This window comes from Burkholderia sp. SRS-W-2-2016, assembly GCF_001931485.1.
In the GTDB taxonomy this organism is placed as follows: Bacteria; Pseudomonadota; Gammaproteobacteria; order Burkholderiales; family Burkholderiaceae; genus Paraburkholderia.
On record NZ_MSDV01000042.1, the window covers coordinates 70,057 to 90,639 of the forward strand.

Annotated in this window: 20 protein-coding genes and 1 riboswitch; of the genes, 2 read left to right on the forward strand and 18 right to left on the reverse strand. The window is 68.4% G+C overall.

Going from position 1 to position 20,583, the window contains the following annotated elements; translation table 11 throughout:
• Positions 1–36: 36 nt before the first annotated feature.
• Positions 37–1,446 (forward strand): guanine deaminase, encoded by a 1,410-nt coding sequence (gene guaD, locus BTH42_RS18750; RefSeq protein WP_075302120.1) that lies wholly within the window; start codon positions 37–39, stop codon positions 1,444–1,446.
• A gap of 122 nt (positions 1,447–1,568) precedes the next feature.
• On the opposite strand, the gene BTH42_RS18755 is transcribed toward guaD, so the two are convergent.
• The 17 genes from BTH42_RS18755 to BTH42_RS18835 all read right to left on the reverse strand — a co-directional run bounded on the left by BTH42_RS18755 (position 1,569) and on the right by BTH42_RS18835 (position 18,442).
• On the reverse strand, positions 1,569–2,813 hold the full coding sequence (locus tag BTH42_RS18755; protein WP_075302122.1) for an NAD(P)/FAD-dependent oxidoreductase: 1,245 nt from the start codon (positions 2,811–2,813) through the stop codon (positions 1,569–1,571).
• A gap of 92 nt (positions 2,814–2,905) precedes the next feature.
• Entirely contained in the window at positions 2,906–3,328 is a 423-nt protein-coding gene (locus BTH42_RS18760) for a signal peptidase (RefSeq protein WP_075302124.1), read from the reverse strand.
• An 86-nt stretch (positions 3,329–3,414) separates the two neighbouring features.
• Positions 3,415–4,653, reverse strand: coding sequence for a beta-ketoacyl synthase (locus BTH42_RS18765; protein WP_075302126.1), 1,239 nt, complete (start codon positions 4,651–4,653; stop codon positions 3,415–3,417).
• Positions 4,650–5,876 (reverse strand): beta-ketoacyl-ACP synthase, encoded by a 1,227-nt coding sequence (locus BTH42_RS18770; RefSeq protein WP_075302128.1) that lies wholly within the window; start codon positions 5,874–5,876, stop codon positions 4,650–4,652. Before BTH42_RS18770 ends, BTH42_RS18765 begins: the two co-directional genes overlap by 4 nt.
• Complete coding sequence (locus tag BTH42_RS18775; RefSeq protein WP_075302130.1) at positions 5,876–6,601, reverse strand: 3-ketoacyl-ACP reductase FabG2; 726 nt, start codon at positions 6,599–6,601, stop codon at positions 5,876–5,878. The genes BTH42_RS18770 and BTH42_RS18775 overlap by 1 nt, the downstream gene beginning before the upstream one ends.
• On the reverse strand, positions 6,598–7,206 hold the full coding sequence (locus tag BTH42_RS18780) for a hotdog family protein (RefSeq protein WP_256702095.1): 609 nt from the start codon (positions 7,204–7,206) through the stop codon (positions 6,598–6,600). The genes BTH42_RS18775 and BTH42_RS18780 overlap by 4 nt, the downstream gene beginning before the upstream one ends.
• Before the next feature lie 5 nt (positions 7,207–7,211).
• Positions 7,212–8,396 (reverse strand): beta-ketoacyl-[acyl-carrier-protein] synthase family protein, encoded by a 1,185-nt coding sequence (locus BTH42_RS18785; protein ID WP_075302132.1) that lies wholly within the window; start codon positions 8,394–8,396, stop codon positions 7,212–7,214.
• Positions 8,393–10,918, reverse strand: coding sequence for an MMPL family transporter (locus BTH42_RS18790; RefSeq protein WP_075302134.1), 2,526 nt, complete (start codon positions 10,916–10,918; stop codon positions 8,393–8,395). Before BTH42_RS18790 ends, BTH42_RS18785 begins: the two co-directional genes overlap by 4 nt.
• The gene (locus BTH42_RS18795) at positions 10,918–11,619 is read right to left on the reverse strand and encodes an outer membrane lipoprotein carrier protein LolA (RefSeq protein ID WP_075302216.1); all 702 of its coding nucleotides are present in this window, start codon (positions 11,617–11,619) and stop codon (positions 10,918–10,920) included. Before BTH42_RS18795 ends, BTH42_RS18790 begins: the two co-directional genes overlap by 1 nt.
• A gap of 140 nt (positions 11,620–11,759) precedes the next feature.
• Positions 11,760–12,212: a thioesterase family protein gene (locus tag BTH42_RS18800; protein ID WP_075302136.1), complete on the reverse strand. Its 453-nt coding sequence runs from the start codon at positions 12,210–12,212 to the stop codon at positions 11,760–11,762.
• A 60-nt stretch (positions 12,213–12,272) separates the two neighbouring features.
• On the reverse strand, positions 12,273–14,018 hold the full coding sequence (locus BTH42_RS18805) for a glycosyltransferase (protein ID WP_075302138.1): 1,746 nt from the start codon (positions 14,016–14,018) through the stop codon (positions 12,273–12,275).
• A complete protein-coding gene (locus tag BTH42_RS18810; protein WP_075302140.1) occupies positions 14,018–15,766 on the reverse strand; it encodes an AMP-binding protein in 1,749 nt (582 codons plus the stop codon). Before BTH42_RS18810 ends, BTH42_RS18805 begins: the two co-directional genes overlap by 1 nt.
• Positions 15,763–16,434, reverse strand: a complete 672-nt coding sequence (locus tag BTH42_RS18815) for a hypothetical protein (RefSeq protein WP_075302142.1) — start codon at positions 16,432–16,434, stop codon at positions 15,763–15,765. The genes BTH42_RS18810 and BTH42_RS18815 overlap by 4 nt, the downstream gene beginning before the upstream one ends.
• A complete protein-coding gene (locus tag BTH42_RS18820; protein ID WP_075302144.1) occupies positions 16,434–16,685 on the reverse strand; it encodes an acyl carrier protein in 252 nt (83 codons plus the stop codon). The genes BTH42_RS18815 and BTH42_RS18820 overlap by 1 nt, the downstream gene beginning before the upstream one ends.
• Positions 16,686–16,688: 3 nt before the next feature.
• Complete coding sequence (locus BTH42_RS18825) at positions 16,689–16,988, reverse strand: phosphopantetheine-binding protein (RefSeq protein WP_075302146.1); 300 nt, start codon at positions 16,986–16,988, stop codon at positions 16,689–16,691.
• Positions 16,963–17,757: a 1-acyl-sn-glycerol-3-phosphate acyltransferase gene (locus tag BTH42_RS18830; protein WP_075302148.1), complete on the reverse strand. Its 795-nt coding sequence runs from the start codon at positions 17,755–17,757 to the stop codon at positions 16,963–16,965. Before BTH42_RS18830 ends, BTH42_RS18825 begins: the two co-directional genes overlap by 26 nt.
• A complete protein-coding gene (locus BTH42_RS18835) occupies positions 17,741–18,442 on the reverse strand; it encodes a beta-ketoacyl synthase chain length factor (RefSeq protein ID WP_075302150.1) in 702 nt (233 codons plus the stop codon). Before BTH42_RS18835 ends, BTH42_RS18830 begins: the two co-directional genes overlap by 17 nt.
• Positions 18,443–18,988: 546 nt before the next feature.
• A riboswitch (yybP-ykoY riboswitch) is annotated at positions 18,989–19,205 on the forward strand.
• A gap of 8 nt (positions 19,206–19,213) precedes the next feature.
• Here BTH42_RS18835 and BTH42_RS18845 point away from each other — a divergent pair.
• Positions 19,214–19,786, forward strand: coding sequence for a TMEM165/GDT1 family protein (locus tag BTH42_RS18845; protein WP_075302154.1), 573 nt, complete (start codon positions 19,214–19,216; stop codon positions 19,784–19,786).
• 82 nt (positions 19,787–19,868) lie between these two features.
• On the opposite strand, the gene BTH42_RS18850 is transcribed toward BTH42_RS18845, so the two are convergent.
• The gene (locus BTH42_RS18850) at positions 19,869–20,567 is read right to left on the reverse strand and encodes a DUF4136 domain-containing protein (RefSeq protein ID WP_075302156.1); all 699 of its coding nucleotides are present in this window, start codon (positions 20,565–20,567) and stop codon (positions 19,869–19,871) included.
• Between the last annotated feature and the right edge of the window lie 16 nt (positions 20,568–20,583).

The window sequence follows — 20,583 nt, forward strand, 5'->3', positions numbered from 1 at the left end:
GCAGACCGGCTTTCAACCTTCGGAGACAGCTTTTCCATGACTGCATCGGCTCACACCGCGCAAGCGGGCACCCCGGCCTCGGCCGGCCCCTCCGCGCAGAGCGCGTTCCGCGCGCAACTGCTGACCTTCCACGGCGATCCCGCGCACGCGCCGCACGGCGCGGTGTACCACGAAGACGGGCTGCTGATCGTCGAGGACGGCCGGGTGGTCGCGGCGGACGCGTACGCGGCGCTCGCAGCGCGGCTCGCGCCCGGCACCCGCGTCGAAGACCGGCGCGACAAGCTGATCGTGCCGGGCTTCATCGATACGCACATCCACTACCCGCAGACCGACATGATCGCGTCGCCGGCGCCGGGTCTGCTGCCGTGGCTCGACACCTACACGTTCCCGACCGAGCGCCGCTTCGGCGAGACCGCGCATGCGCGCGAGACCGCGAGCTTCTTCGTCGATGAACTGCTCGCGTGCGGCACCACCACCGCACTGGTCTACTGCACGGTCCACAAGGAATCGGCCGAGGCCCTCTTCGCCGAGAGCGACGCGCGCAATCTGCGGATGGTCGCCGGCAAGGTGCTGATGGATCGCAACTGCCCCGAGTTCCTGCGCGACACCGCGCAATCGGGCTACGACGACAGCGCCGAGCTGATCAAACGCTGGCACAACCGCGGCCGCCAGATGTACGCGCTGACGCCACGCTTCGCGCCGACGTCGACCGAAGCGCAGCTCGAAGCGTGCGGCGCGCTCGCCCGCGCGCATCCGGACATCTTTATCCAGAGCCACGTCGCGGAGAACACCGACGAAGTGAAATGGGTCGCCGACCTGTTCCCCGGCCACCGCAGCTATCTGGACGTCTACGATCACTACGATCTGCTGCGCCGCCGCGCGGTCTACGGCCACTGCATCTACCTCGACGACGAAGACCGCAAGCGGATGGCGCAAACCGGCGCGGTCGCGTCGCACTGCCCGACTTCGAACCTCTTTCTCGGCAGCGGCCTGTTCGACTTCGACAAGGCCGATTCGGCCGGCATGCCGATCGCGCTCGCGACCGACGTCGGCGGCGGCACGTCGTTCTCGATGCTGCAAACGATGAACGAAGCGCACAAGGTCGCGCGCCTGGGCGGCCACCATCTGACCGCGACCCGGATGTTCTATCTGGCGACCGCCGGCGCGGCCGAAGCGCTCGATCTCGGCGACAAGGTCGGCACGCTCAAGCGCGGCGCGGAAGCGGACTTCGTCGTGCTCGATCCGCAGGCGACGCCGCTGCTCGCGCGCCGCACCGCGCGCAAGGAATCGCTGGAAGAGCTGCTGTTCGCGTTCGCGCTGCTCGGCGACGATCGTGCGGTGTACGAAACGTACGCGGCCGGCCAGTGCGTGCATCGGCGCGATGAAGCGCGCAAGCATGTGGCGGGGGCGCGGGTGGAGCGCGGAGCGAGGGTGCTGGCCGATTGAATGGCTGATTTACGGCCGATTGGTTCTACATAGCAAAACGGCGCTTCGAAAATCCGAAGCGCCGTTTTTTTCAGCCGTGCCGCCGGAAAGCGGCCGTGCACTGCTGCTGCGTCACCGCTCGATCACTGCGGTTTGCACAGCTCGTGCAGCACGTCGAGCCGCCTGGCCGTATCGGCGACATATGGATTCGACTCATCCCACGCATAGCCGGCGAGCACCGCGCAGATCATCCGGCGAATCGCCGGGTTCGGCTCCGGGTAGTAGATGATGTCCTGCAACTCGCCGGTGTACCAGCGCTCGACGAACGCGCGGAACGTATCGATGCCCTTGCGCAGCGGCACGTCGTAATCGGCGGCCCAGTCGACCGCCTCGCCGTCCAGTTGCCGGTTCAGCGTGCGCGCGGCCAGATGCGCGGAGCGCAACGCGATCGTCACGCCCGACGAAAACACCGGATCGAGAAACTCGCCCGCATTGCCGAGCAGCGCATAACCGGGTCCATGCAGACGCTCGACGTTCGCCGCATAACCGCCGATCCGGTTCACCGGCATCAGGAACGGCGCATCGCCGATCAGCCGGTTCAGCGTCGGCTCCTGGCGGATCAGCGCGCGCAGCGTCGCCTCGCGCTCCGCGTCCGGTACCTCGAGAAAGCTCGCCTCGGCCACGCAGCCGACCGACGAGCGGCCGCCCGCGAGCGGAATCATCCAGAACCACACGTCGCGGCGCTCCGGATGCGTGGCGATGCAGATCTTGTTGCGATCGGCGGCGTCGAGCGTCAGGCCGTCGCGCACGTGCGAGAAGATTGCCGCGCGGGTCGGCATGCGGGTCGGCGACTCCAGATTCAGGAGGCGCGGCAGCACGCGGCCGAAACCGCTCGCATCGAGTACGAAGCGCGCTTCGACCTGGTATTCGTGGCCCGCTTCATCGACTACGTCGAGCCGCGGCGTCGCGCCGGTTTGCACCGCGCGCACCGTGTGGCCGAAGCGCACGTCGGCGCCCTGCGCGGCCGCGCAGCGGATCAACAGGTCGTCGAACTGCGCGCGCTCGACCTGGTACGTGGTGCCCCAGCCGGCCGAATGCTTGTCGCGGAAGTCGAACGACGAATGCTGGTCGCGATAGACGAAATACGCGCCGTTCTTGTACTGGAAGCCCGCCTCGACGACGGCCTGCAGCATCCCCGCTTCTTCGAGGTACGCCATGCTTTGCGGCAGCAGGCTCTCGCCGATCGAGAAGCGCGGAAAGTGCTGCCGCTCGAGCACCAGCACCGAGCGGCCCGCCTTGCGCAACAGCGCGGCGGCGACCGCGCCGGACGGACCCGCGCCGATGATCGCGACATCGACCGTGGTCCGGGTTGAGGAATCGCTATTCAAATCTCTGCTCCAACGATTTGCATGCGTGCCGCGCACGCATGCAGGGTTTCGTGCGGCTCGCCGGCGCTCGCGTCGCGGCGCGCCGCGTCACTTCAGCCCGCTTCCAGCACCACGAGTTGCCCGCGCACCCCGATCGCCGCCGCGCTCGGGCTCACGCCGCAGGTGAAGTCGGTCGATGAACTGGTTTCGTTGCTGTGAAAGCGCGTCGACACGTCGATCACCGCATTCGCGTGACGCTCGCGCGCGGCGGCGCGCAGCTTGCGGACCGCTTCGGCGAGCGCCTGATGGCACGCGTCGTCCGGGCTCGACGTCTGGCGCGCGATCCGCACCGAATACGCCACTTCGCCGAGCCGCGTCTTCACCGGCTGATGACTTTGCTGTCCGAAGTACACCGGCACTTCGCCGCGCGACTCGCCGCCGGCCGCCGCGAACGGCAAGGACTTCACCTGCGTCGCGCAACCGGCCTGCGTCAACGCGACCACCAGCACTGCTGCCACTCCAACCAGCTTCTTCATTGTTATTCCCTTCCCTGTTTTCAGATTGGCGGCCGCCGCGCTGCGTTTGCGTCGCAGTGGCCCGTTGGCATGGTTCGGCGTCCTGCTCAAGCGCCTCGCCACGCTTCGAACATCAGGCTCGCGCAACTGCCGCCGAACCCGAATGAAACCGACATCGCCGTCTCGATGCGCGCGGCGCGCGTCGCCCGCACGAGCGGCAGGTCGCGCAGTTCCGGCTCCGGCTGATCGACCGGCGCGGTGCCGGCGATAAAACCGTCGCGCATCATCAGCAACGTATAGATCGCTTCGTGCGCGCCGCACGCGCCGAGCGAATGACCGGTCAACCCCTTGGTCGACGAAAACGCCGGCACGCCTTCCGCCGATGCGCCGAACACATCGCGCAACGCGTGCAGTTCTTCGAGGTCGCCGCGCGGCGTCGACGGTGCATGGGTGTTCAGGTAATCGGGACGGCGGCCCGCTTCGGCGAGCGCGCCGCGAATCGCCCGCGCGATGCCCGCGGCACCGGGCGCGACCATCGCCGCGCGCTCGGTGCACGCGCCGAAGCCGCTCAGCTCCGCGTAAATCCGCGCGCCGCGTGCGAGCGCGTGGTCGAGCGCTTCGAGCACCAGCACGCCGCCGCCCGATGCGATCACGAAGCCGTCGCGCGCGGTGTCGTACGGGCGTGATGCGCTCAGCGGCGTGTCGTTGAAACCGCGCGACAGCGCGCCCATCGCGTCGAACATCAGCGTGGTGTGGTCGTGCAGCGCTTCGCTGCCGCCGGCCAGCACGATCTGCTGACGGCCGGTCTGGATCAGTTGCAGCGCCTGGCCGAGCGCGAGCGCCGAGGTCGTACACGCGGACGACGGCGAGTAGCTGACGCCCTCGAGCCCGAACACCTGTGCGACGTTCGCCGACGCGGTGCTGCTCATCGCGTGCGGCACCGTGTACGGCGGCAGCTTGTCGATCCCGCGCGTGTGCGCGATGGCCAGCGCCGCGTCGTAACTCGCCAGCGCGCCGACGCCCGAGCCGATCACGACGCCGGCTTCCGGCGACTGCAACGCCTGCGCGGTGAGTCCAGCGTCGTCGATTGCGTGGCGCGCCGCGTGGCACGCGAAGCGCGCGGTGTCGCCCATGAAGCGCTCCAGCTTGCGTTCGAACGGCGACTCGCCGGCCACCGACGCGACGCCCGCGACCTGCGAGCCGAAGCCGCGCTCGCGCCACGCATCGACCCGCTCGATCCGCGAGCGGCCCGCGCGCAATGCGGCCGATACGTCGCCCAGCGTATTGCCGAGACACGACACGATGCCCATGCCCGTCACGACCACGCGTTGCAGCGCGACGCTCATCGAACGCGCCTGAAAATCAGCGACGTGTTGATGCCGCCGAACGCGAAGTTGTTGCTCATCACGTACTGCGCATCGATCTCGCGCGCGCCGCCGACGATGTAATCGAGCGGCGCGCAGGCCGGATCGATATGGTCGAGATTGAGCGTCGGCGCGTACCAGTTGCGCTTCATCATCTCGATCGTCCACCACGCCTCGATCGCGCCGCACGCGCCGAGCGTATGGCCGATGTAGCTCTTCAGCGAGCTGATCGGCATGCGCGCGCCGAAGGTCTGCGCGGTCGCGTGGCTTTCGGCGATGTCGCCGCGATCGGTCGAGGTGCCGTGCGCGTTCACGTACGCGATCGCATCGGGCGACAGCTGCGCGTCGCGCAGCGCGAGCTGCATCGCCAGCGCCATCGTGCCGGCGGTCGGCTGCGTCATGTGCGCGCCGTCCGAGTTGCAGCCGAAGCCGACGATTTCCGCGTGAATCCGCGCGCCGCGCGCGAGCGCGTGCTCGTACTCTTCGAGCACCAGCGTCGCCGCGCCCTCGCCGACCACGAGGCCGTCGCGCGCGGCATCGAACGGACGCGGCGTGAGGTGCGGTTCGTCGTTGCGGGTGCTGGTCGCGTACAGCGTGTCGAACACCGCGACCGCCGGCCCCGACAACTCTTCCGCGCCGCCCGCCAGCATCAAGGTCTGCTTGCCGCTCTGGATCGCCTCGTACGCGTAGCCGATCGCCTGACTGCCGGACGCGCACGCGCACGAGGTCGGGATGATGCGGCCTTTCAGATCCCAGAACAGGCTGACGTTCACGGCCGTGGTGTGCGGCATCATCTGCACGTAGCTGTTCGACGTGACGTTGCTCATCGAGCCGGTTTCGAGCATCGCGCCGAACGCGCGGATCGGCTGCACCGAACCCGACGACGAACCGTACGCGACGCCCATCCGGCCGTCGGCGATGCTCGCATCGTCGGCGAGGCCCGCATCGGCGAGCGCGAGTTCGCTCGCGCGCACCGAGTACAGCGACACCGGGCCCATCGAGCGCACTTTCTTGCGCGGGTAATGCGCGGGCGTCGTGAAGGCCGGCAACGGACACGCGAGCCGGGTATGCAGCGCGTCGAAGTAGTCCCATTCGGCGAGCCGCCGCACCGCGTTTTCGCCGCTTCTCAGGCGCGCTTCGACCGCGTCCCAGCTGTCGCCGAACGCGGTCACGCCGCCCATGCCGGTAATCACGACGCGCTTCATCAGATCATCCCGCCGTTCACGCCGATCACCTGACGCGTCACGTACGACGCGCCGTCGGACATCAGAAAGCTCACCACCGCCGCGACCTCGGCCGGTTGGCCGACGCGGTTCATCGGCACCGTTTTCAGCGCCTGTTCGAGCGGCATCTGTTCGAGCATGCCGGTTTCGACCAGCCCCGGCGCGACGCAGTTGACCGTGATGTTGCGCGACGCGAGTTCGACCGCGAGCGCCTTGGTCGCGCCGATCAGACCGGCCTTCGCCGCGCTGTAGTTGACCTGGCCGCGGTTGCCGATCACCCCCGACACCGACGCGATCGTGACGATCCGGCCGCCCTTGCGCGCGCGCACCATCGGCATCGTCAACGGATGCACGACGTTGTAGAACGCATCGAGCCCGGTCTCGATCACGACGTCCCAGTCCTCGTCGGTCAGCGCGGGGAACGCGGCGTCGCGGGTCACGCCCGCGCTGCACACGATCCCGTAGTACGGGCCGTGGGCGGCGACATCCGCTTCGAGCACTTCGCGGCACGCGGCGCGCTCGCGCACGTCGAACTGCAGCACGCGCGCGCTGCCGCCCTGCGCGGCGATGCCGGTCGCGACCGCGTCGGCTTCAGCGCGGCCGGTACGGCAGTGCACGGATACCGCGAAGCCGTCGGCGGCCAACTTGTACGCAATCGCGCGGCCGATGCCGCGGCTTGCGCCGGTAACGAGAACACGCCGGCTCATGAGTTGAAACTCCCTTCGATAAAAGACTGGAAATCGGGCGGTTGAAACACCTTGATCACCGCTTCGGCGCAGCGAGAGTCGCCGTCGTCGATCGTGCATTCGTACGCGCCGTGGCCGGCTTCGCTGCGTAGTAGTTCGGTGACCTGAATGCGCAGTTGCGCGCCGGCGCGAAACGCGGGTTGCGACGCCTCGTAGCTGCGCGAGCCGAGCAGCACGCCGGGACGCGCATGGCCGCCGCCGCGCATCGCCAGCAGCGCGACGTGCGCGGCGATCGCCTGCGCCATCAGCTCGATGCCGATCCACGCGGGCATCGCGCCGTCGGCGTCCGCGTACCACGCATGCGGGTCGACGCTCGCGGATGCGCTGAGCGTGGTGTCGGCGAAGGTCTCGACCGCGTCGAGCAGCAGCATGCTGCCGCGGTGCGGGATGATCGATTCGATCGACTGGCGGGCGAGGGTTTCGAGGCTGGGCGGCACGCTGCTGGTTTGCTCGGTGCCGCCTGGCTCGACGCGGCCTGGCTCGACGCGCGCCGGGGCGACGGCGGCCTGTTCGACGCGATCTGGCGCGCCGCCAGCTGTCTGCGAGTTGGGTGACGAAGTCGCCATGCGCATCACCGGGCCAGAATCAAACTGACATTGCTGCCGCCGAACGCGAACGAATTGCTCATCGCGTACTGCGTGCCGGCGCCGCGCGGCAACGCGCGCGAGCCCTGCACCAGATCGAGCGCGGGCAGCGCCGGATCGGCGTCGCCGTCCCACAGATGCGGCGGCAGGTTCGCGTCGTCGCGTGCGAGCGCGAGCCACGCGAAGCCGAGCTCGGTCGCGCCGGCCGCGCCGAGCTGGTGACCGGTCAGCGGCTTGGTGCCGCTCGCGGCGACGCCGCCGGGGAACACCCGCGCCATCAGATGCGCTTCCATTTCGTCGTTCTTCTGCGTGGCCGTCGCGTGCAGATTCACATAGCCGAGCGCCGACGCCGCGATCCCCGCATCCGCGAGCGCGTCGCGCAACGCGAGTTCGCCGCCCACACCCCGCGGGTCCGGCGCGGAAATATGATGCGCGTCGCTCGACTCGCCTAGCCCCGCGAGCCGCACCGCCGCTTCGTCGCGGCTCATCAGGAACACGGCCGCGCCCTCGCCGACGTTGATCCCGCGCCGGTTACGGCTCATCGGATTGGTGCGCGTGCTGCTGGTCGACTCCAGCGACGCGAAGCCCTGCACCGTGAGTTCGCATAACGAATCGACGCCGCCGACCACGACCGCGTCGCACAACTGCAATTGCAGCAGCCGGCGCGCGGACGCGAACGCCTTCGCGCTCGACGTGCACGCGGTCGAGATCGTGAACGCCGGCCCCTGCACGCCGAGCGCGGCGGCCGCGAACGGCGCGGCGGTGCCGATTTCCATCTGCCGGTAGTTGAAGTTCTCCGGCAACTGGCCCGCCTGCGCGTGATAGACGAACGCGGTTTCGGCCGCCTCGATGCCCGACGTGCTGGTGCCGAGCACCACGCCGATCCGCTCGGAGCCGTAGCGCTCGCGCGCCGCTTCGATGGCCGGCGCGATCTGCGCGAGCGCGGCGAGCAGCAGCCGGTTGTTGCGGCAGTCGTAGCGCGCCAGATCGGCGCGCGGCGCGAGTTCGAGCGGCGTGAGCACGCTGCCGACGAACGCATCGCCGATCCCCGTATGGACCGGCCCCATGCCGGGCGATTGCGCGGCGGCGAGCGCCGGCACGATCGCGTCGACGTCGCCGCCGAGCGCGTTGATCATGCCGAGCGCGTGTAGATAAACCGATGGCGCTTTCATGCCGCCCTCCGTGATTCCGATGACTTCGCGCCTGGCTTGCGCGCGGGCGTTGCGGTTGGCATCCCCATCGGCGCGAGCAGCACCGACACCAGGATCCCGAGCGCGAGCGTCGCGCCGAAGCTGCGCAGCGCCGGCATCGCGCTCATCGCGAGCATGCCGAACGACAGCAGCGTGGTGGCCGCCGACAGCAGCACCCCGGTCCACACCGCGCCGAGATCCGCCGCGGCGCGCAGACAGCCTTCGCGCAGAAACACCGCATAGTTTGCGCCGACGCCGAGCACCAGCATCAGCGCGAGCCAGTTGAACAGATTGAGCGGCACGCCCGCGTAGCCGAACACCGCGAGCGCGACGCCGACCGCGAGCACCACCGGCAGCGTGGTCGCGATGCCGCCGCGCACGCGATAGCGCAGCATCAGCAGCGCGCCGACGACCAGCAGCGCGCCGCCGAGCCACCAGCCGCTATCCACCCGATATTCACCGAACAGCTTCGATACGCTGGCGGCTTTGTCGACGAAGACCACGCCGGGCAGGCCGTGCGCGAGCGCGACCAGTGCGGCGGCGTTGTGCGCGGTTACGCGTTGGGGAATGACGACGGCGGCGTAGCCCGCGGTGTTTGCCGTGTTCGCGGCGTGCGCAGGAGTCTGCGCGTTCACGCTTACCGCGCCGAGCCACAGATGCCGGTACGGCTGCGACCACGGCAGCGCGAGCCACTGATCGACCGTCAGCGGCGCCTGCGGCTTTGCGTACGCGGCGAGCCACGCGTCGGCGACTTCGTCCTTGAAACCCGCTTGCAGCAACGTCGCGCGCAACGCGGCCGGGTCGTTGAACACGTGCTGCGCGAGCAACGCGCGATCTTCGTTCTGCCGCTGTGCCGACGGCACGAACTGCGCGACCGACTGATAACCGCCGACCGCATCCGCGCCGCCGTCGAGCGCATCGAGCTTCGAGCCGAGCGCTTCCGCGCGCTGCAACACCGCTTCGGGCGTATCGCCGCGCACGACGAAAAACTGCGCGCTGTTATCGACGCCCACCGCCGCGCGCACGGTGTCCTCCTGCGCGACCAGCGACGCATCGCGCTGGATCAGCAGATGGATGTCGTCGTCGCTGGTCAGGCGCAGCCAGCCTGGCACTGCAGTCAGCAACAGCAGCGCCGCGACCAGCCACGCGCGCTTGCCGGCAAGCAGGCGCTGCCAGTGCGCGAGCAGTCGCGCGGCGCCGTCGAACACCCGCTGCGGACTACGCTTCGGCGCGCGCGTAAGCAGCGTGGGCAGCAGCCATAGCACCGACGCGAACGCGGTCACGATGCCGGCAATCGCGAAGCACGCGATCTGCTTGAGTGCCGGGAACGGCACCCACATCAGGATCGCGTAGCCGAGCAGGCTGGTCGCCAGCGCGACCGTCAGCGCCGGGCGCACCGTGCGCGCGCCGCGCCGCGCATCCCAGTCGCGGCCCGCGCCGAGATAGACGACGAAGTACTGGATCGAATAATCGACGGCCTCGCCGATCAGGCTCGCACCGAACACCAGCGTCAACAGATGCAGCTTGCCGAAGATCAGCAGCGTGGCGGCAAGCGCGCAGACGATGCCGAGCGCGGTCGACACGAAGCCCAGCAGCAACAGACGCGGCGAGCGGAACACCCACAGCATCAGCAGCGCGATCCCGCACAACGACGCGATGCCGATCAGGTGCACTTCGCGTTCGGACGCGCTGCGCGCCGCTTCCGCGTAGAACACCGCGCCGGCGCGCGCGACCGTCACGTCGGGAAAACTTTGGCGCAACGCGCTTTCGGCGTCGGCGAGCGCCACGTGGACCGCGCGCTGGGTTTTCGTTTCGTACGCCGAACCGGGCAGCGTCGCGACCAGCAGCACGCTGGTCGTCGCGCTCGGCCCGTCGCCCTGATGCGAGACCAGCAGGTTGTCCTCGACGGTCAGATTCGATGTCGCGAGCGGCAGGCCGCCGAGCCAGCGTTGCAGCCAGCCGAACGGATCGTCGGCGAGCGGCGTGGTGAGGCCGCCTTGCAGCGGACTGTAGAGGCGCTGCGCGAGCAGGTCGTGCAGCGCGGTCGTGTCTGCTTGCGCGTTGGCTTTTGCGTTGGGTTGCGCATCCGGCTGCGCGAGCGTCGCGCGGTCGGCCGGCGTCAGTAGACCGAAGCGATACGGCAGATACAGCGCCGCGATCTGCGACAGATCGAACGGCGGCAACTCGGCGGTCACCGAGCCGAACGCGCCGCTCTTTTGCAGCGCCGCGCCGAGCTGCTTCGCGGCCGCTTTCGCGTGCGTGTCGTCGTGGCTCGTGACCAGCAGCACCGTGCGATCGCCGAGCGCGCTCGCGAGCGTGTCGACCGCTTTTTCGGCGACCGGGTCCGCCTCGGTCGCGGGCAGCAGCGCGAGCAGATTGGTTTCGAGCGGCGCGGGGCCCGCGAAGCGCCAGCCGCAATAGAGCGCCGCCAGCAGCGCGAGCACGAGCCATGCGGCGCGCACGCCCCATGTCTGTTTCGCCCTGCGCTGTTGCGGCAGGTCCATCACGGCGCTCCGAACAGGTTGCGCTCGGCCGGCGTCGGTTCGGCGACGGCCGCGCTGTGCGCGAAGTCGAGCTGCGTAACGTCGCCGTTCGCGAGCGTGATGCGCAGGTTTTGCAGATAGTCGCCGCCGCTCATCTCGAGACCCTTGATCGATTGCGCGAGCTGCGGCTGGTTCGGCGTGAGATGCATCCGCCATTGCGCGGCGCTACCCGCCGCGCTCACGTCGAATTGCGAGTACAGCGCGGACAGATCGCCGCCGAGCATCGCGCGCATCATCTTCGAGACCTGCGCGACGCCGCGCGTGCCCTGCGCGCTATGCGTGCCGACGCGCTGGCCGGCCGCGTTCAGCTGGGCGACGCCGGCATCGGTGATCACATAGGTGGCCTTGTACGGCGTGTCGATCTGCCAGATCACGCCGCGCTCGCGATAGAACAGCAAACTGCCGCTGCTGACGAGCGGCTGCTTCATCGCGGCGAGCGTTTGGGTCTGCGTGAATTGCGCGCGCACGCCCTTCGGTTCGGCGAGATGCGCGGCGATCTGGGAGACGAGTGCGGGGTTGTTTGCGGTTGGTGTTGCGGCAGCGTTTGGGGCCGCGCTTGCGGCTACTGTTGCGGCTGCATTAGCTGCGGCGCCGGCTGGGCCTGCCGCGTTAGCGGCAGCGGCCGGCCATGCGAGCGCGCCCGCCACGGCGACCACACCCATCGCGCTCATCGCGCGCAATGCGAGCGCCCCTGCCCCGCCGATCCAACCGGTCAACCCGATCGCACCGATCTCACGCATCGCATGCTGCGCGCGCATCGCAACCGCCGTATGCCACGCGGCAGCTCCCGCCGCGCGTCGCTTCATCGCTGTCCCCATACACGCTCCAGCTTTTCGATCACCACCGGCGGCGACACGAATTGCAGCTCGTGGCTCGCGGCATCGACCGCGACCTGGATCGTGTAGCCCTTCGTGAGCCGCGTGCCGGTCGCGGAATCGACGATTTCATACGCTATTTTCAGGCGGTTTTCGTATTCGAGCAGGTGCGCGCGCACTTCCAGCGTCTGGCCGTAGACGGCCGGCTTCACGTACTTCAGATGCGCCTCGACGATCGGCCACACATAGCCGGACGCCTCCATCTCGCGATAGTCGTAATCGAACGCGCGCAGCAGCGTCGCGCGGCCCATTTCGAAGTACTTCAGATAATTGCCGTGCCAGCACACGCTCATTGCGTCGACGTCGTGAAACGGCACTTCGACGGTCGTGCTCGCGCTCAGCAGGTGGGGTACGGTCGGCACTTTCGGGGCCTCGATCATCCGTTGTTTCCTTTGCGATAGTGGTCCGGCAGTGCGCGCGTTACGACGCGCGTGCGCGGGTCAGGTTCGGCCATTCGCGCCTCGCTTCGAACCGGCCCAGAAGTCGAAGAAGTTGAACCATTGATACGGCGCCTTGCGGCAGTAGTGTTCGAGCCGCAGCGCATAGCGCTGCGTCCACGCGGCCAGATGCTGCGCGCGTTCGCGGCGCGGCAGCTCGATACGCTCGGCGAAAGGCTCGAAGTACATCCGGTAGCCGTCGCGCTCTTTCAGGCAGAAGAACAGGTAGACCGGGCAGCCGAGCGCATGCGCGAGCACGTACGGCCCCTGTGCGAACGGCGCGCTCGCGCCGAGGAACTGCGCGTCGGTGGTGCGCCCCGCCTCGTTGGCCGGCACCCGGTCGCCGACGATCACCAGCAACTCGCCCGCATCGATGCGCTGCTGCATCAGCACCGCGGTCTGCGGACCGAAGTCGCCGACTTCGAGCAGATGTCGCGCGAAATCGCGATTCGACGCTGCCAGCACATGATTGAAGCGGCGCGCGTGCTCGGTGTAGACGACCGCGGTGACCTTCGCGTGCGCGCCGCGCACCGCGAGCGCGCGGACCATCTCCAGATTGCCGAGATGCGCGCCGATCACGAGCGCGCCCTTGCCGCTCGCGATCAATGCTTCGAAGGCCGAAGGATCGTCGAAGCTGACGTCGGTTTCGTTGACGCGGCCGGTCCACGCGGCGAGCTTGTCAAAGCCCGATTGCGCGAACGCGAGCATATGGCGATACGCGGACAGCCAGCCGGGGCGCGGCGTGTCGCCGGACGGTGCGACCGTGCCGAGATGGCGGAAATAATTGGCCGACGCGTCGCGCGCGGCACGGCCGGTCAGCAGGAAATACGCAACGATCGGATGCAGCCACAGCGCGGTGAAGCGGCGGCCGAACAGCTTGCAGCTGAGCGCGAGCAAACTCATGCCGAGATGGCTGCCGCGTTCGGCGATGCGCCACCACGCTTCGGGCGGCTGGGCGCCCTGCTCGCCAGAGGAATCGGCGGAATCGGCGGCGCTCAGCCCGCGCCGCGGCATCAGCTTGTGCGCGAGCAGCATCGGCAGACGCCACAGCATCCCGAACACGAGCCGCGTATGACTGCGGCTGATCCGCACGTTGTCCCACAGCACGTCGAAATGCGATACGCCATCAAACGCGTAGGTCACGCGCGTCGGGATCGAGCGGAACGCCGCGCGCCGCCAGTGCAGGCGCACCAGAATTTCGATGTCGAAATCCATCCGCGTCGGCAGCTGCACGCTGTCGATCAGTTCGCACACGAGCGCCAGCGGATAGAGCCGGAAGCCGCACATCGAATCGCGGATCGTCAGCGACAGCGTTTCGATCCACACCCACACGTGCGTCAGATAGCGGCCATACAGGCGCGACTTCGGCACCGTGTCGTCATAGACCGGCCGGCCGAGAATCACCGCGCCCGGTTCGGCGCGCGCGGCGTCGAGAAAGCGCGGCACGTCGGCCGCGTCGTGCTGGCCGTCGGCGTCGATCTGCAACGCGTGCGTGTAGCCGGCCGCGCGCGCGGCGCGCAAACCCGCCATCACCGCCGCGCCCTTGCCGCCGTTTTCCGGCAGGCGCAGCAGCGTGAGCTGTCCCGCGTATTGCCGCGCGAGCGCGGCGAGCACCTGCTGGGTCGGCTCGTCGCTGCCATCGTCGACGACGAACAGCGGCAGAGCATGCACCGCCAGATGCGCGACGGTCGCGCCGATCGCGTCCTTGTGGTTGTAGATCGGAATCACGATGCACGGCGCGAAGCGCATCACGCGTCCTCCCGCTGCACGAGCACGCCCGATGCGCAGTCGCGGCCGTCCAGCCGGTACGCGAACTGCACGCGGCGGCGCGCGGCGTCGTGCGTCAGCGTGAGTTTGAGCACCGCGCCGGGCGGCACCGGCGCCATGAACTTGAGCCGCTCGACCGATGCGACCGCGCGCACCCGCGGCCAATGCGCGGCCGCGAGCCGCGCGGCCCAGTCGACCTGTACGACGCCCGGCAGAATCGGCAGCCCCGGGAAGTGGCCGGCGAAATGGATCAACGTGGGCGGCACGCGCAGCTCGATCTGCAGCGTGTCGCCGCTGCGCGCCTCGGCGAGCACTTCCATGCCCTCGGCGCGCGGCGCGAACGCGGCGGCCACCGCGCTCGCCGGCAGCTTGCCGCGCGCGTCGAATGGCAGGCTCACGCGAAACCGCCAGTGGCGCGGCAGCACCACCGCATCGAAATAATCGGCGAGATGACGGCGCAGCACTTTCGCGAGCGCGACGCGGCCGTCTTCGAGCAGCGCCGCGCTGCCCGCGCCGGTCAGCGCGACCACCGCGCCGACCCGTTCGCGCGACGCACCGTCGAGCGACACCAGCGCCGCCTGCGCGACGTACGGATGCAGCGCAAGCCGCGCTTCGAGTTCGGGCAGCGACACGCGCTTGCCGTCGAGCTTCAGCACCCGGTCGAGCCGCCCTTGCAGGCGGAAGCGGCCGTCGGCGTCGAACGCGATGCGGTCGCCGGTGCGATGCCAGTCCGTGTGGTCCAGATGCGGCGAGCGCACGCACAGCGCGCCATCGTCATCGTCGCGGCGCACTTCCGCGCCGGCGACCGGCTGCCATGCGTCGCCCTCGTCCTGACGGCGCCACGCAATCCCGCCGGTCTCGGTGCTGCCGTAAATTTCGAGCGGCGCGGCGCCGTAGCTCGCCGCGTAGTGCTGCGCGGCGTCGGCCGCGAGCGGACCGCCCGACGAGAAGAACGCGCGCGGCGCCGGATCGAGCGCGGCGAAGCCCGGCAACGCGGGCCAGCGCGACAGTTGCGCGGGAGTCGACACGATCGCGGTCGCGCCGCATTGCGCGATGCGGCTTTGCAGCTGCAACGGCTCGATGCCGAGCGCGCGATCGAACGCGCGGCCCGCCGCGAGCGGCCACAGCACGCGAAACAGCAGACCGTAGATGTGGTGATGCGGGACGCTCGCGAGCATCGTCGCGTCGCCGATCAAGGCGCCCCACTGGGTCTCCAGCGTGTGCACCTCGGCGTTGAATTGCGCGAGCGTTTTGCGGATCGGCTTCGGCGTGCCGCTGCTGCCTGAGGTGTAGAGCGTGAGCGGCGCTTGGGGGTCGATCGGATAAGTGGCGTTAGCGGCGGTAGCGACGTGAGTGGCTTCGGCGGTTTCGGCCCCCGCGGACAGCGGCGGCAGGTCCGCGTCGCTCAACATGAAGTCGTACGCGCCGGCGAGATCGGCGAGATAGCCGGGCGTCGCGTTGGCCGGAATCACCGGCTCCTTGCCGCACGCGAACAACGCGAACAGCGCGCACGCGAAGTCGAACGGATCGTCGATGCAAAGCGCGCAGCGCCGTGCGGCGCTTGCGTCACGAGCGTCAAGCACGTCGCGCGCTTCGACGAGCGCAATCAGCGCCGCGACCCGCGCGCGAAACGCCGCGCGATCGAGCAGCGTGGCGCCGTCGCGGCACACCGGCGTAGCGGCGGGCGCGAGCCCGGGCGCGGCGACCAGCAGATCGTGCAACGCGATCATCGCGCCTCCGAACCCGCACGCGCGGCGCGCGGCAACACGACGAGCCGTCGCCAGATATATTCGCCGGCGAGCAGCACGCCGATCAGCCCGTAAGCGATCACGCCGTTGTACAGCGACCAGTTCGCGCGGCTCCAGGCCAGCGCGGTATAAGCGGAAAAGAGCCCGTTCAGCACGAAGAATCCACACCACAGTTGCGTGACGCGGCGCGTATAGCGCACGCCACTCGCCGGCAGATCGGGCTCGCCGAGCCGCGCGAATTTTTCGATCATCGACGGTCCGCGCACGAGCGTCGCGCCGAACGCGATCAGCAATCCGAGATTGACGAGCGAGGGATAGAAGCGCAGCAGCAGCTCGCTATCGGTGACGACGATCGCGACCGACGCGCAGCTCAGCAGCACCACGACGCTCCAGTCGAGCGCGGACAGCTGGCGCAGCGGCATCGCGAGCGGGCCGCCGCCGAGCCAGCGTTGCAGCCACAGCGTCGCCAGCAGCAAAAAACCGACCAGACGCGGCGCGTCCCAATGCCATGCGCATAGAATCAGCGCCGGATAGGCGAGTTTCAGCAGCACCTGCGCGACGGTCCTGCCCCAGTGAGGCCGGGCGCCCGGCACGCGGCCAGCGGCGGCACGCGGCTCCGGCAGCGGCGAGCGCGGACGCGCGGCCGGCATCAGCCTTGCGCCGCGAGCAGCGATTCGACCGCGCCGATCACGTCGCCGACGGTACGCACGGATTTGAACTCTTCCGGCTTGATGCGGCGGCCGGTCATTTCCTGCAGCTTGATGGCCAGATCGACCGCATCGATGCTGTCGAGATCGAGGTCTTCGAACAGATGAGCTTCCGGCGTCACCGCCTCCGGCTCGATCGCGAAGTTCTCCTTGAAGATCGCGCGGATGCGCTCAAGAATTTCAGTCTCGGACACGGTTCATTCCCCCTTCCTGGTGGTGTCGTTCGCGGTCTGCGCCGCCGCGCGCTGACTCTCGACCAACGCGGCAAGCGTGTTGATCGAGCGAAAGTGCTCGCGCGTGCGTTCGTCGTTCGCCGCGATGGTCAGTTGGTATTGTTTGCGCAGCACGATGCCGATCTCGAGCGCGTCGATCGAGTCGAGACCGATGCCGTCGGAACCGAACAACGGCGCGTCGTCGTCGATGTCGGCGGGGCTCAGGTCTTCGAGATCGAGGGCTTCGATCAGAAGCTTTTTAATTTCCAGTTTTAAAGAATCCATAATCGAACAGGTGCTGGGTAATGTGGGCTTCGACCGCATGCGTGACGCTGCGCGCCGCGATGGCCGGCGTCGCGGCCGCTGCCGCGAGATCGTCGACGCCGAGCGGCTCGAGCACGTTCACGCGCATGCGGAACGCGCGCGCCGGTACGTGGTACCAGCGCATCTGCCGGGTGAACGCGGGTGGATCGCAATCGATCAGCACCGGCACGATCGGCGCGCCGGTCTTCAGCGCCATGTGCGCGAAGCCGCGCGAAAACGCGTGCAGGCGGTTCGGTGCCGGACTGCGGGTGCCTTCCGGAAAGATCAGCATCGTATAGCCGGATGCGAGTTGTCTGGCCCCGGCATCGACGAATTCTGTCGCGTCCGAGTTGCTGACATACTCTGCGGCTCGGACGATTCCCCAAAAACACGGATTGCGCCAATGCGCGTTCTTCACCACGCAGCAGGCGCGCGGCGTCAGCGCGAGCAGCACCATCACGTCGAGATAGGTCGGGTGATTGGCGACCACCACGGCCGGGCCGCCCGCGCGCAATGCGTCGGCACCTCGCACGTCCAGTTCCATCACGCCGATGCGCTGCAACACTGCGACCAGTGCGCGGAAAAAAACGTGGATCACCGCGGTCACCGCGCGCTGTCGAGACGCGCGATGCGGCCACAGCCATGCGAGCGGAAACACCAGCACCGAGAACAGCGCGCCGCACACGCCGAACACCGCGAAGGCGAGGCCGGTCGCGCAGAAGCGCCACAGGTAATCAAGCCGCGCGCGCATCCCAGCTCCAGTGCCAGCGCGCGCCGGCGCGTTGCCAGCAGGCCGGCTGGCCGGTTTCGAGGCAGTGCAGCAGCGCCTGACTCTGGGTCGGGAAGCTGGTTGCGTGAGCCGGCGCGGCGGAAACCTCGCGCGCCTGCGTCAGCGAACACAGCAGCTGCCCGGCCGGGGCCGCCGCGTCGATCAACAGCGCGAGCGCGCCGCCCTGCACTTCGTCTTCGATCGTGCCGTACGCGAGATCGGCCGGTTCGTCCGCGTACACCAGCAGCACCGGCTCATCCGCCCGGGTCTGATATTGCGCGTACGCTTCGAGCAGCGCATAACCGAGCGTCTCGGCGCCCGCCGACACCGCGCTGGCCGCGGAACGGTCGCCGCGCGCGATGCCGAACACGCCGGTCATCGCGTTCAGTACCGACAGGCTGAACGCGGTCGGCGATACCGGTTCGCCGGCGCTGATCGAACGCAGGATATCGGTGGTGCGGCGCAACTCGCCGTGCCGCGACGCGAACACCACCCGCACCGGCTCGGCCGCGACACAGTCGTGCGCGACCTTGAGCGCCACCTTGGACAGCGTGCTGAGACGCCGCCGCACGATCGGCTCGATAAAGCCGATGTCGGGTGCGGCAGATGCGGTAGCCGGCCAGCTAGACCAGCGACCGACCGGAATGGTCCAGTGCAGATCGGGCATACGGTATTCGCGCGTAAAACAGGAAGAGGCTCGGGCGCCTGGCGGAAGATGCCGCCGTGACAACGAACGGCGCCGGCAGCAGCGGGACAATCCAGCCGGAGACGAGCGTCTTCTTGATGGGGAATTCAATTCAGGATTATCGGCACATGGCCCCGATTATTCAGGCGCCGTCGACCATTAGTCTGATGATCGCCGCGGCTCCTTTTGTGGCCCGAATAATACTGAATATTGTGGATTAAATCAGCCACAAAAGACGTATCTATCTGTATCCGCGCGATTTAAGCAACACTTTGTCAGACAAATTGACAAAGGCGCGCGCGAGCGCGGGTGGAGCGGGGTTTCGGGCGCGCTTGCCGGTTTTGTCGCGCATGCGTTCCGAGTATTTTTGCAACGATTTTCCGCGTTTGTGGGACGCCGAAACGTTTGCGCGTTTTTCGCAAAAACTTTCATTCGACTTTCGACTTACAAACCCGACGACGCCTGATGAGCGCCGCCGCATCGTCCGCGCAACATTGGCGGCAACCGCGTGCGCGGGCCTGCTATACTCCGCCCCTCATTGGGGAGTAGCCGCCCCGCGAACCGTCCGCACCGCGTTTTTGCCGGTGCGTTGCAGCGGTGCTACGCGGGGGCGCCTGTCAACAGACTTGGCCGTCACGGCCATGGCAGACGCAGCCTCTGGCCTGGCGAGACCGATGATCCACACGCGCCGCAACAGGGCCCGGCGTGTCGTGGGTCGTCGCTCGTTCACATCTGGCCCGAGGATCATTCAAAGTGACTCAAGCTTTTCTTATTTCGACCGGTGCGGTCGCGCTCGCCGAGATCGGCGACAAGACGCAATTGCTGTCGCTCGTGCTGGCCGCGCGCTATCGCAAGCCGCTGCCGATCATTCTCGGCGTGCTCGCGGCGACGCTGATCAATCACGCGGGCGCCGGCGCGCTCGGCGCGTGGCTCGGCTCCATGCTGACACCGACCGTCATGCGCTGGGCGCTGGCCGTGTCGTTCATCGGCATGGGCTTGTGGATCCTCGTGCCCGACAAGCTCGACGACGAGGAAGCCAACACCAGCCGTTCGCATCTGGGCGTGTTCGGCACCACGGTCGTCACCTTCTTCCTTGCCGAGATGGGCGACAAGACGCAGATCGCGACGGTCGCGCTGGCCGCGCGCTTTCACGACTTCTTCGGCGTGGTCGCGGGTACGACGCTCGGCATGATGATCGCGAACGTGCCGGCGATCCTGCTCGGCGACCGCTTCGCGCATCGTCTGCCGACCAGGCTCGTGCACGGCATCGCGGCGGTGATGTTCGTCGTGCTCGGCGCGATGGCGCTGTTCGGCGTCGGCGTTTAAGCGGCGCGGGGCGGCTCTACTGCGGCTCTACTGCGGCTCTACTGCGGCTCTACTGCGGCTCTACTGCGGCTCTACTGCGGCTCTACTGCGGCGCCTTCGGCGCCGTTGCCGCTGCCGGCGCCGACGCGCCCGCCGCCGGCAGCGACACCTCGTTCGCGGCCGCCCCGCCGCTCCCGCCCAACGGAATCTTCACCGTATGCACGGCGCCGTTGGCGAGCGGGAAATCGGATAACGCGCTGCGCGCGAGATAAGGCATCGCGCGCACCAGCGACGACTCGCCGCCGAAATTACGCGCGGTCACGTTATAGACCTCCTTGCCGCTCGCGCGCTCGGTGATGCGGATCCCGAGCAGATGCGTGAACACCGGATAGCTCTGATTCACGTAGGTCGCCGGAAACGGCCCCCACGGGCCCCACGGATCGAACGGGCGGCCCCAGTACGGACCGGGCCACGGGTTGTAGTAGACCGGCTCGGCGACCGTCACGATATCCGAGCGGATCCCATAGGCGAGTTCGACCAGATAGCGCGCCTGCGCGCGCTCGACTTCGCGGAACGCATGCAGCGCAAGCTCGTTCGCGACGATCCGCTCGTACGCGCTCAATTCGAGGTTGTTCTGCTGATCGTCGTGGCGCGTGAACGCGTAGGTGCGGGTCGCGTCGCTGCCGCTCCACGCCGAGAACGCGGTGACCTGGGTCGTCACGTAGGTCGTGCAGCCGGACAGCAGCACCGTCAGCGCGACGAACGTCAGCGCGATGCGGCGGGTCCATCGATCGATGTTCATGGTCTACCTCGTGAAG

Coding starts and splice junctions, on each gene's coding strand:
- guaD (WP_075302120.1), top strand. CDS start 37: ATGACTGCATCGGCTCACACCGCGCAAGCGGGCACCCCGGCCTCGGCC.
- BTH42_RS18760 (WP_075302124.1), bottom strand. CDS start 3,328: ATGAAGAAGCTGGTTGGAGTGGCAGCAGTGCTGGTGGTCGCGTTGACG.
- BTH42_RS18765 (WP_075302126.1), bottom strand. CDS start 4,653: ATGAGCGTCGCGCTGCAACGCGTGGTCGTGACGGGCATGGGCATCGTG.
- BTH42_RS18770 (WP_075302128.1), bottom strand. CDS start 5,876: ATGAAGCGCGTCGTGATTACCGGCATGGGCGGCGTGACCGCGTTCGGC.
- BTH42_RS18775 (WP_075302130.1), bottom strand. CDS start 6,601: ATGAGCCGGCGTGTTCTCGTTACCGGCGCAAGCCGCGGCATCGGCCGC.
- BTH42_RS18780 (WP_256702095.1), bottom strand. CDS start 7,206: ATGGCGACTTCGTCACCCAACTCGCAGACAGCTGGCGGCGCGCCAGAT.
- BTH42_RS18785 (WP_075302132.1), bottom strand. CDS start 8,396: ATGAAAGCGCCATCGGTTTATCTACACGCGCTCGGCATGATCAACGCG.
- BTH42_RS18790 (WP_075302134.1), bottom strand. CDS start 10,918: ATGGACCTGCCGCAACAGCGCAGGGCGAAACAGACATGGGGCGTGCGC.
- BTH42_RS18795 (WP_075302216.1), bottom strand. CDS start 11,619: ATGGGTGTGGTCGCCGTGGCGGGCGCGCTCGCATGGCCGGCCGCTGCC.
- BTH42_RS18800 (WP_075302136.1), bottom strand. CDS start 12,212: ATGATCGAGGCCCCGAAAGTGCCGACCGTACCCCACCTGCTGAGCGCG.
- BTH42_RS18805 (WP_075302138.1), bottom strand. CDS start 14,018: ATGCGCTTCGCGCCGTGCATCGTGATTCCGATCTACAACCACAAGGAC.
- BTH42_RS18810 (WP_075302140.1), bottom strand. CDS start 15,766: ATGATCGCGTTGCACGATCTGCTGGTCGCCGCGCCCGGGCTCGCGCCC.
- BTH42_RS18815 (WP_075302142.1), bottom strand. CDS start 16,434: ATGCCGGCCGCGCGTCCGCGCTCGCCGCTGCCGGAGCCGCGTGCCGCC.
- BTH42_RS18825 (WP_075302146.1), bottom strand. CDS start 16,988: ATGGATTCTTTAAAACTGGAAATTAAAAAGCTTCTGATCGAAGCCCTC.
- BTH42_RS18830 (WP_075302148.1), bottom strand. CDS start 17,757: ATGCGCGCGCGGCTTGATTACCTGTGGCGCTTCTGCGCGACCGGCCTC.
- BTH42_RS18835 (WP_075302150.1), bottom strand. CDS start 18,442: ATGCCCGATCTGCACTGGACCATTCCGGTCGGTCGCTGGTCTAGCTGG.
- BTH42_RS18850 (WP_075302156.1), bottom strand. CDS start 20,567: ATGAACATCGATCGATGGACCCGCCGCATCGCGCTGACGTTCGTCGCG.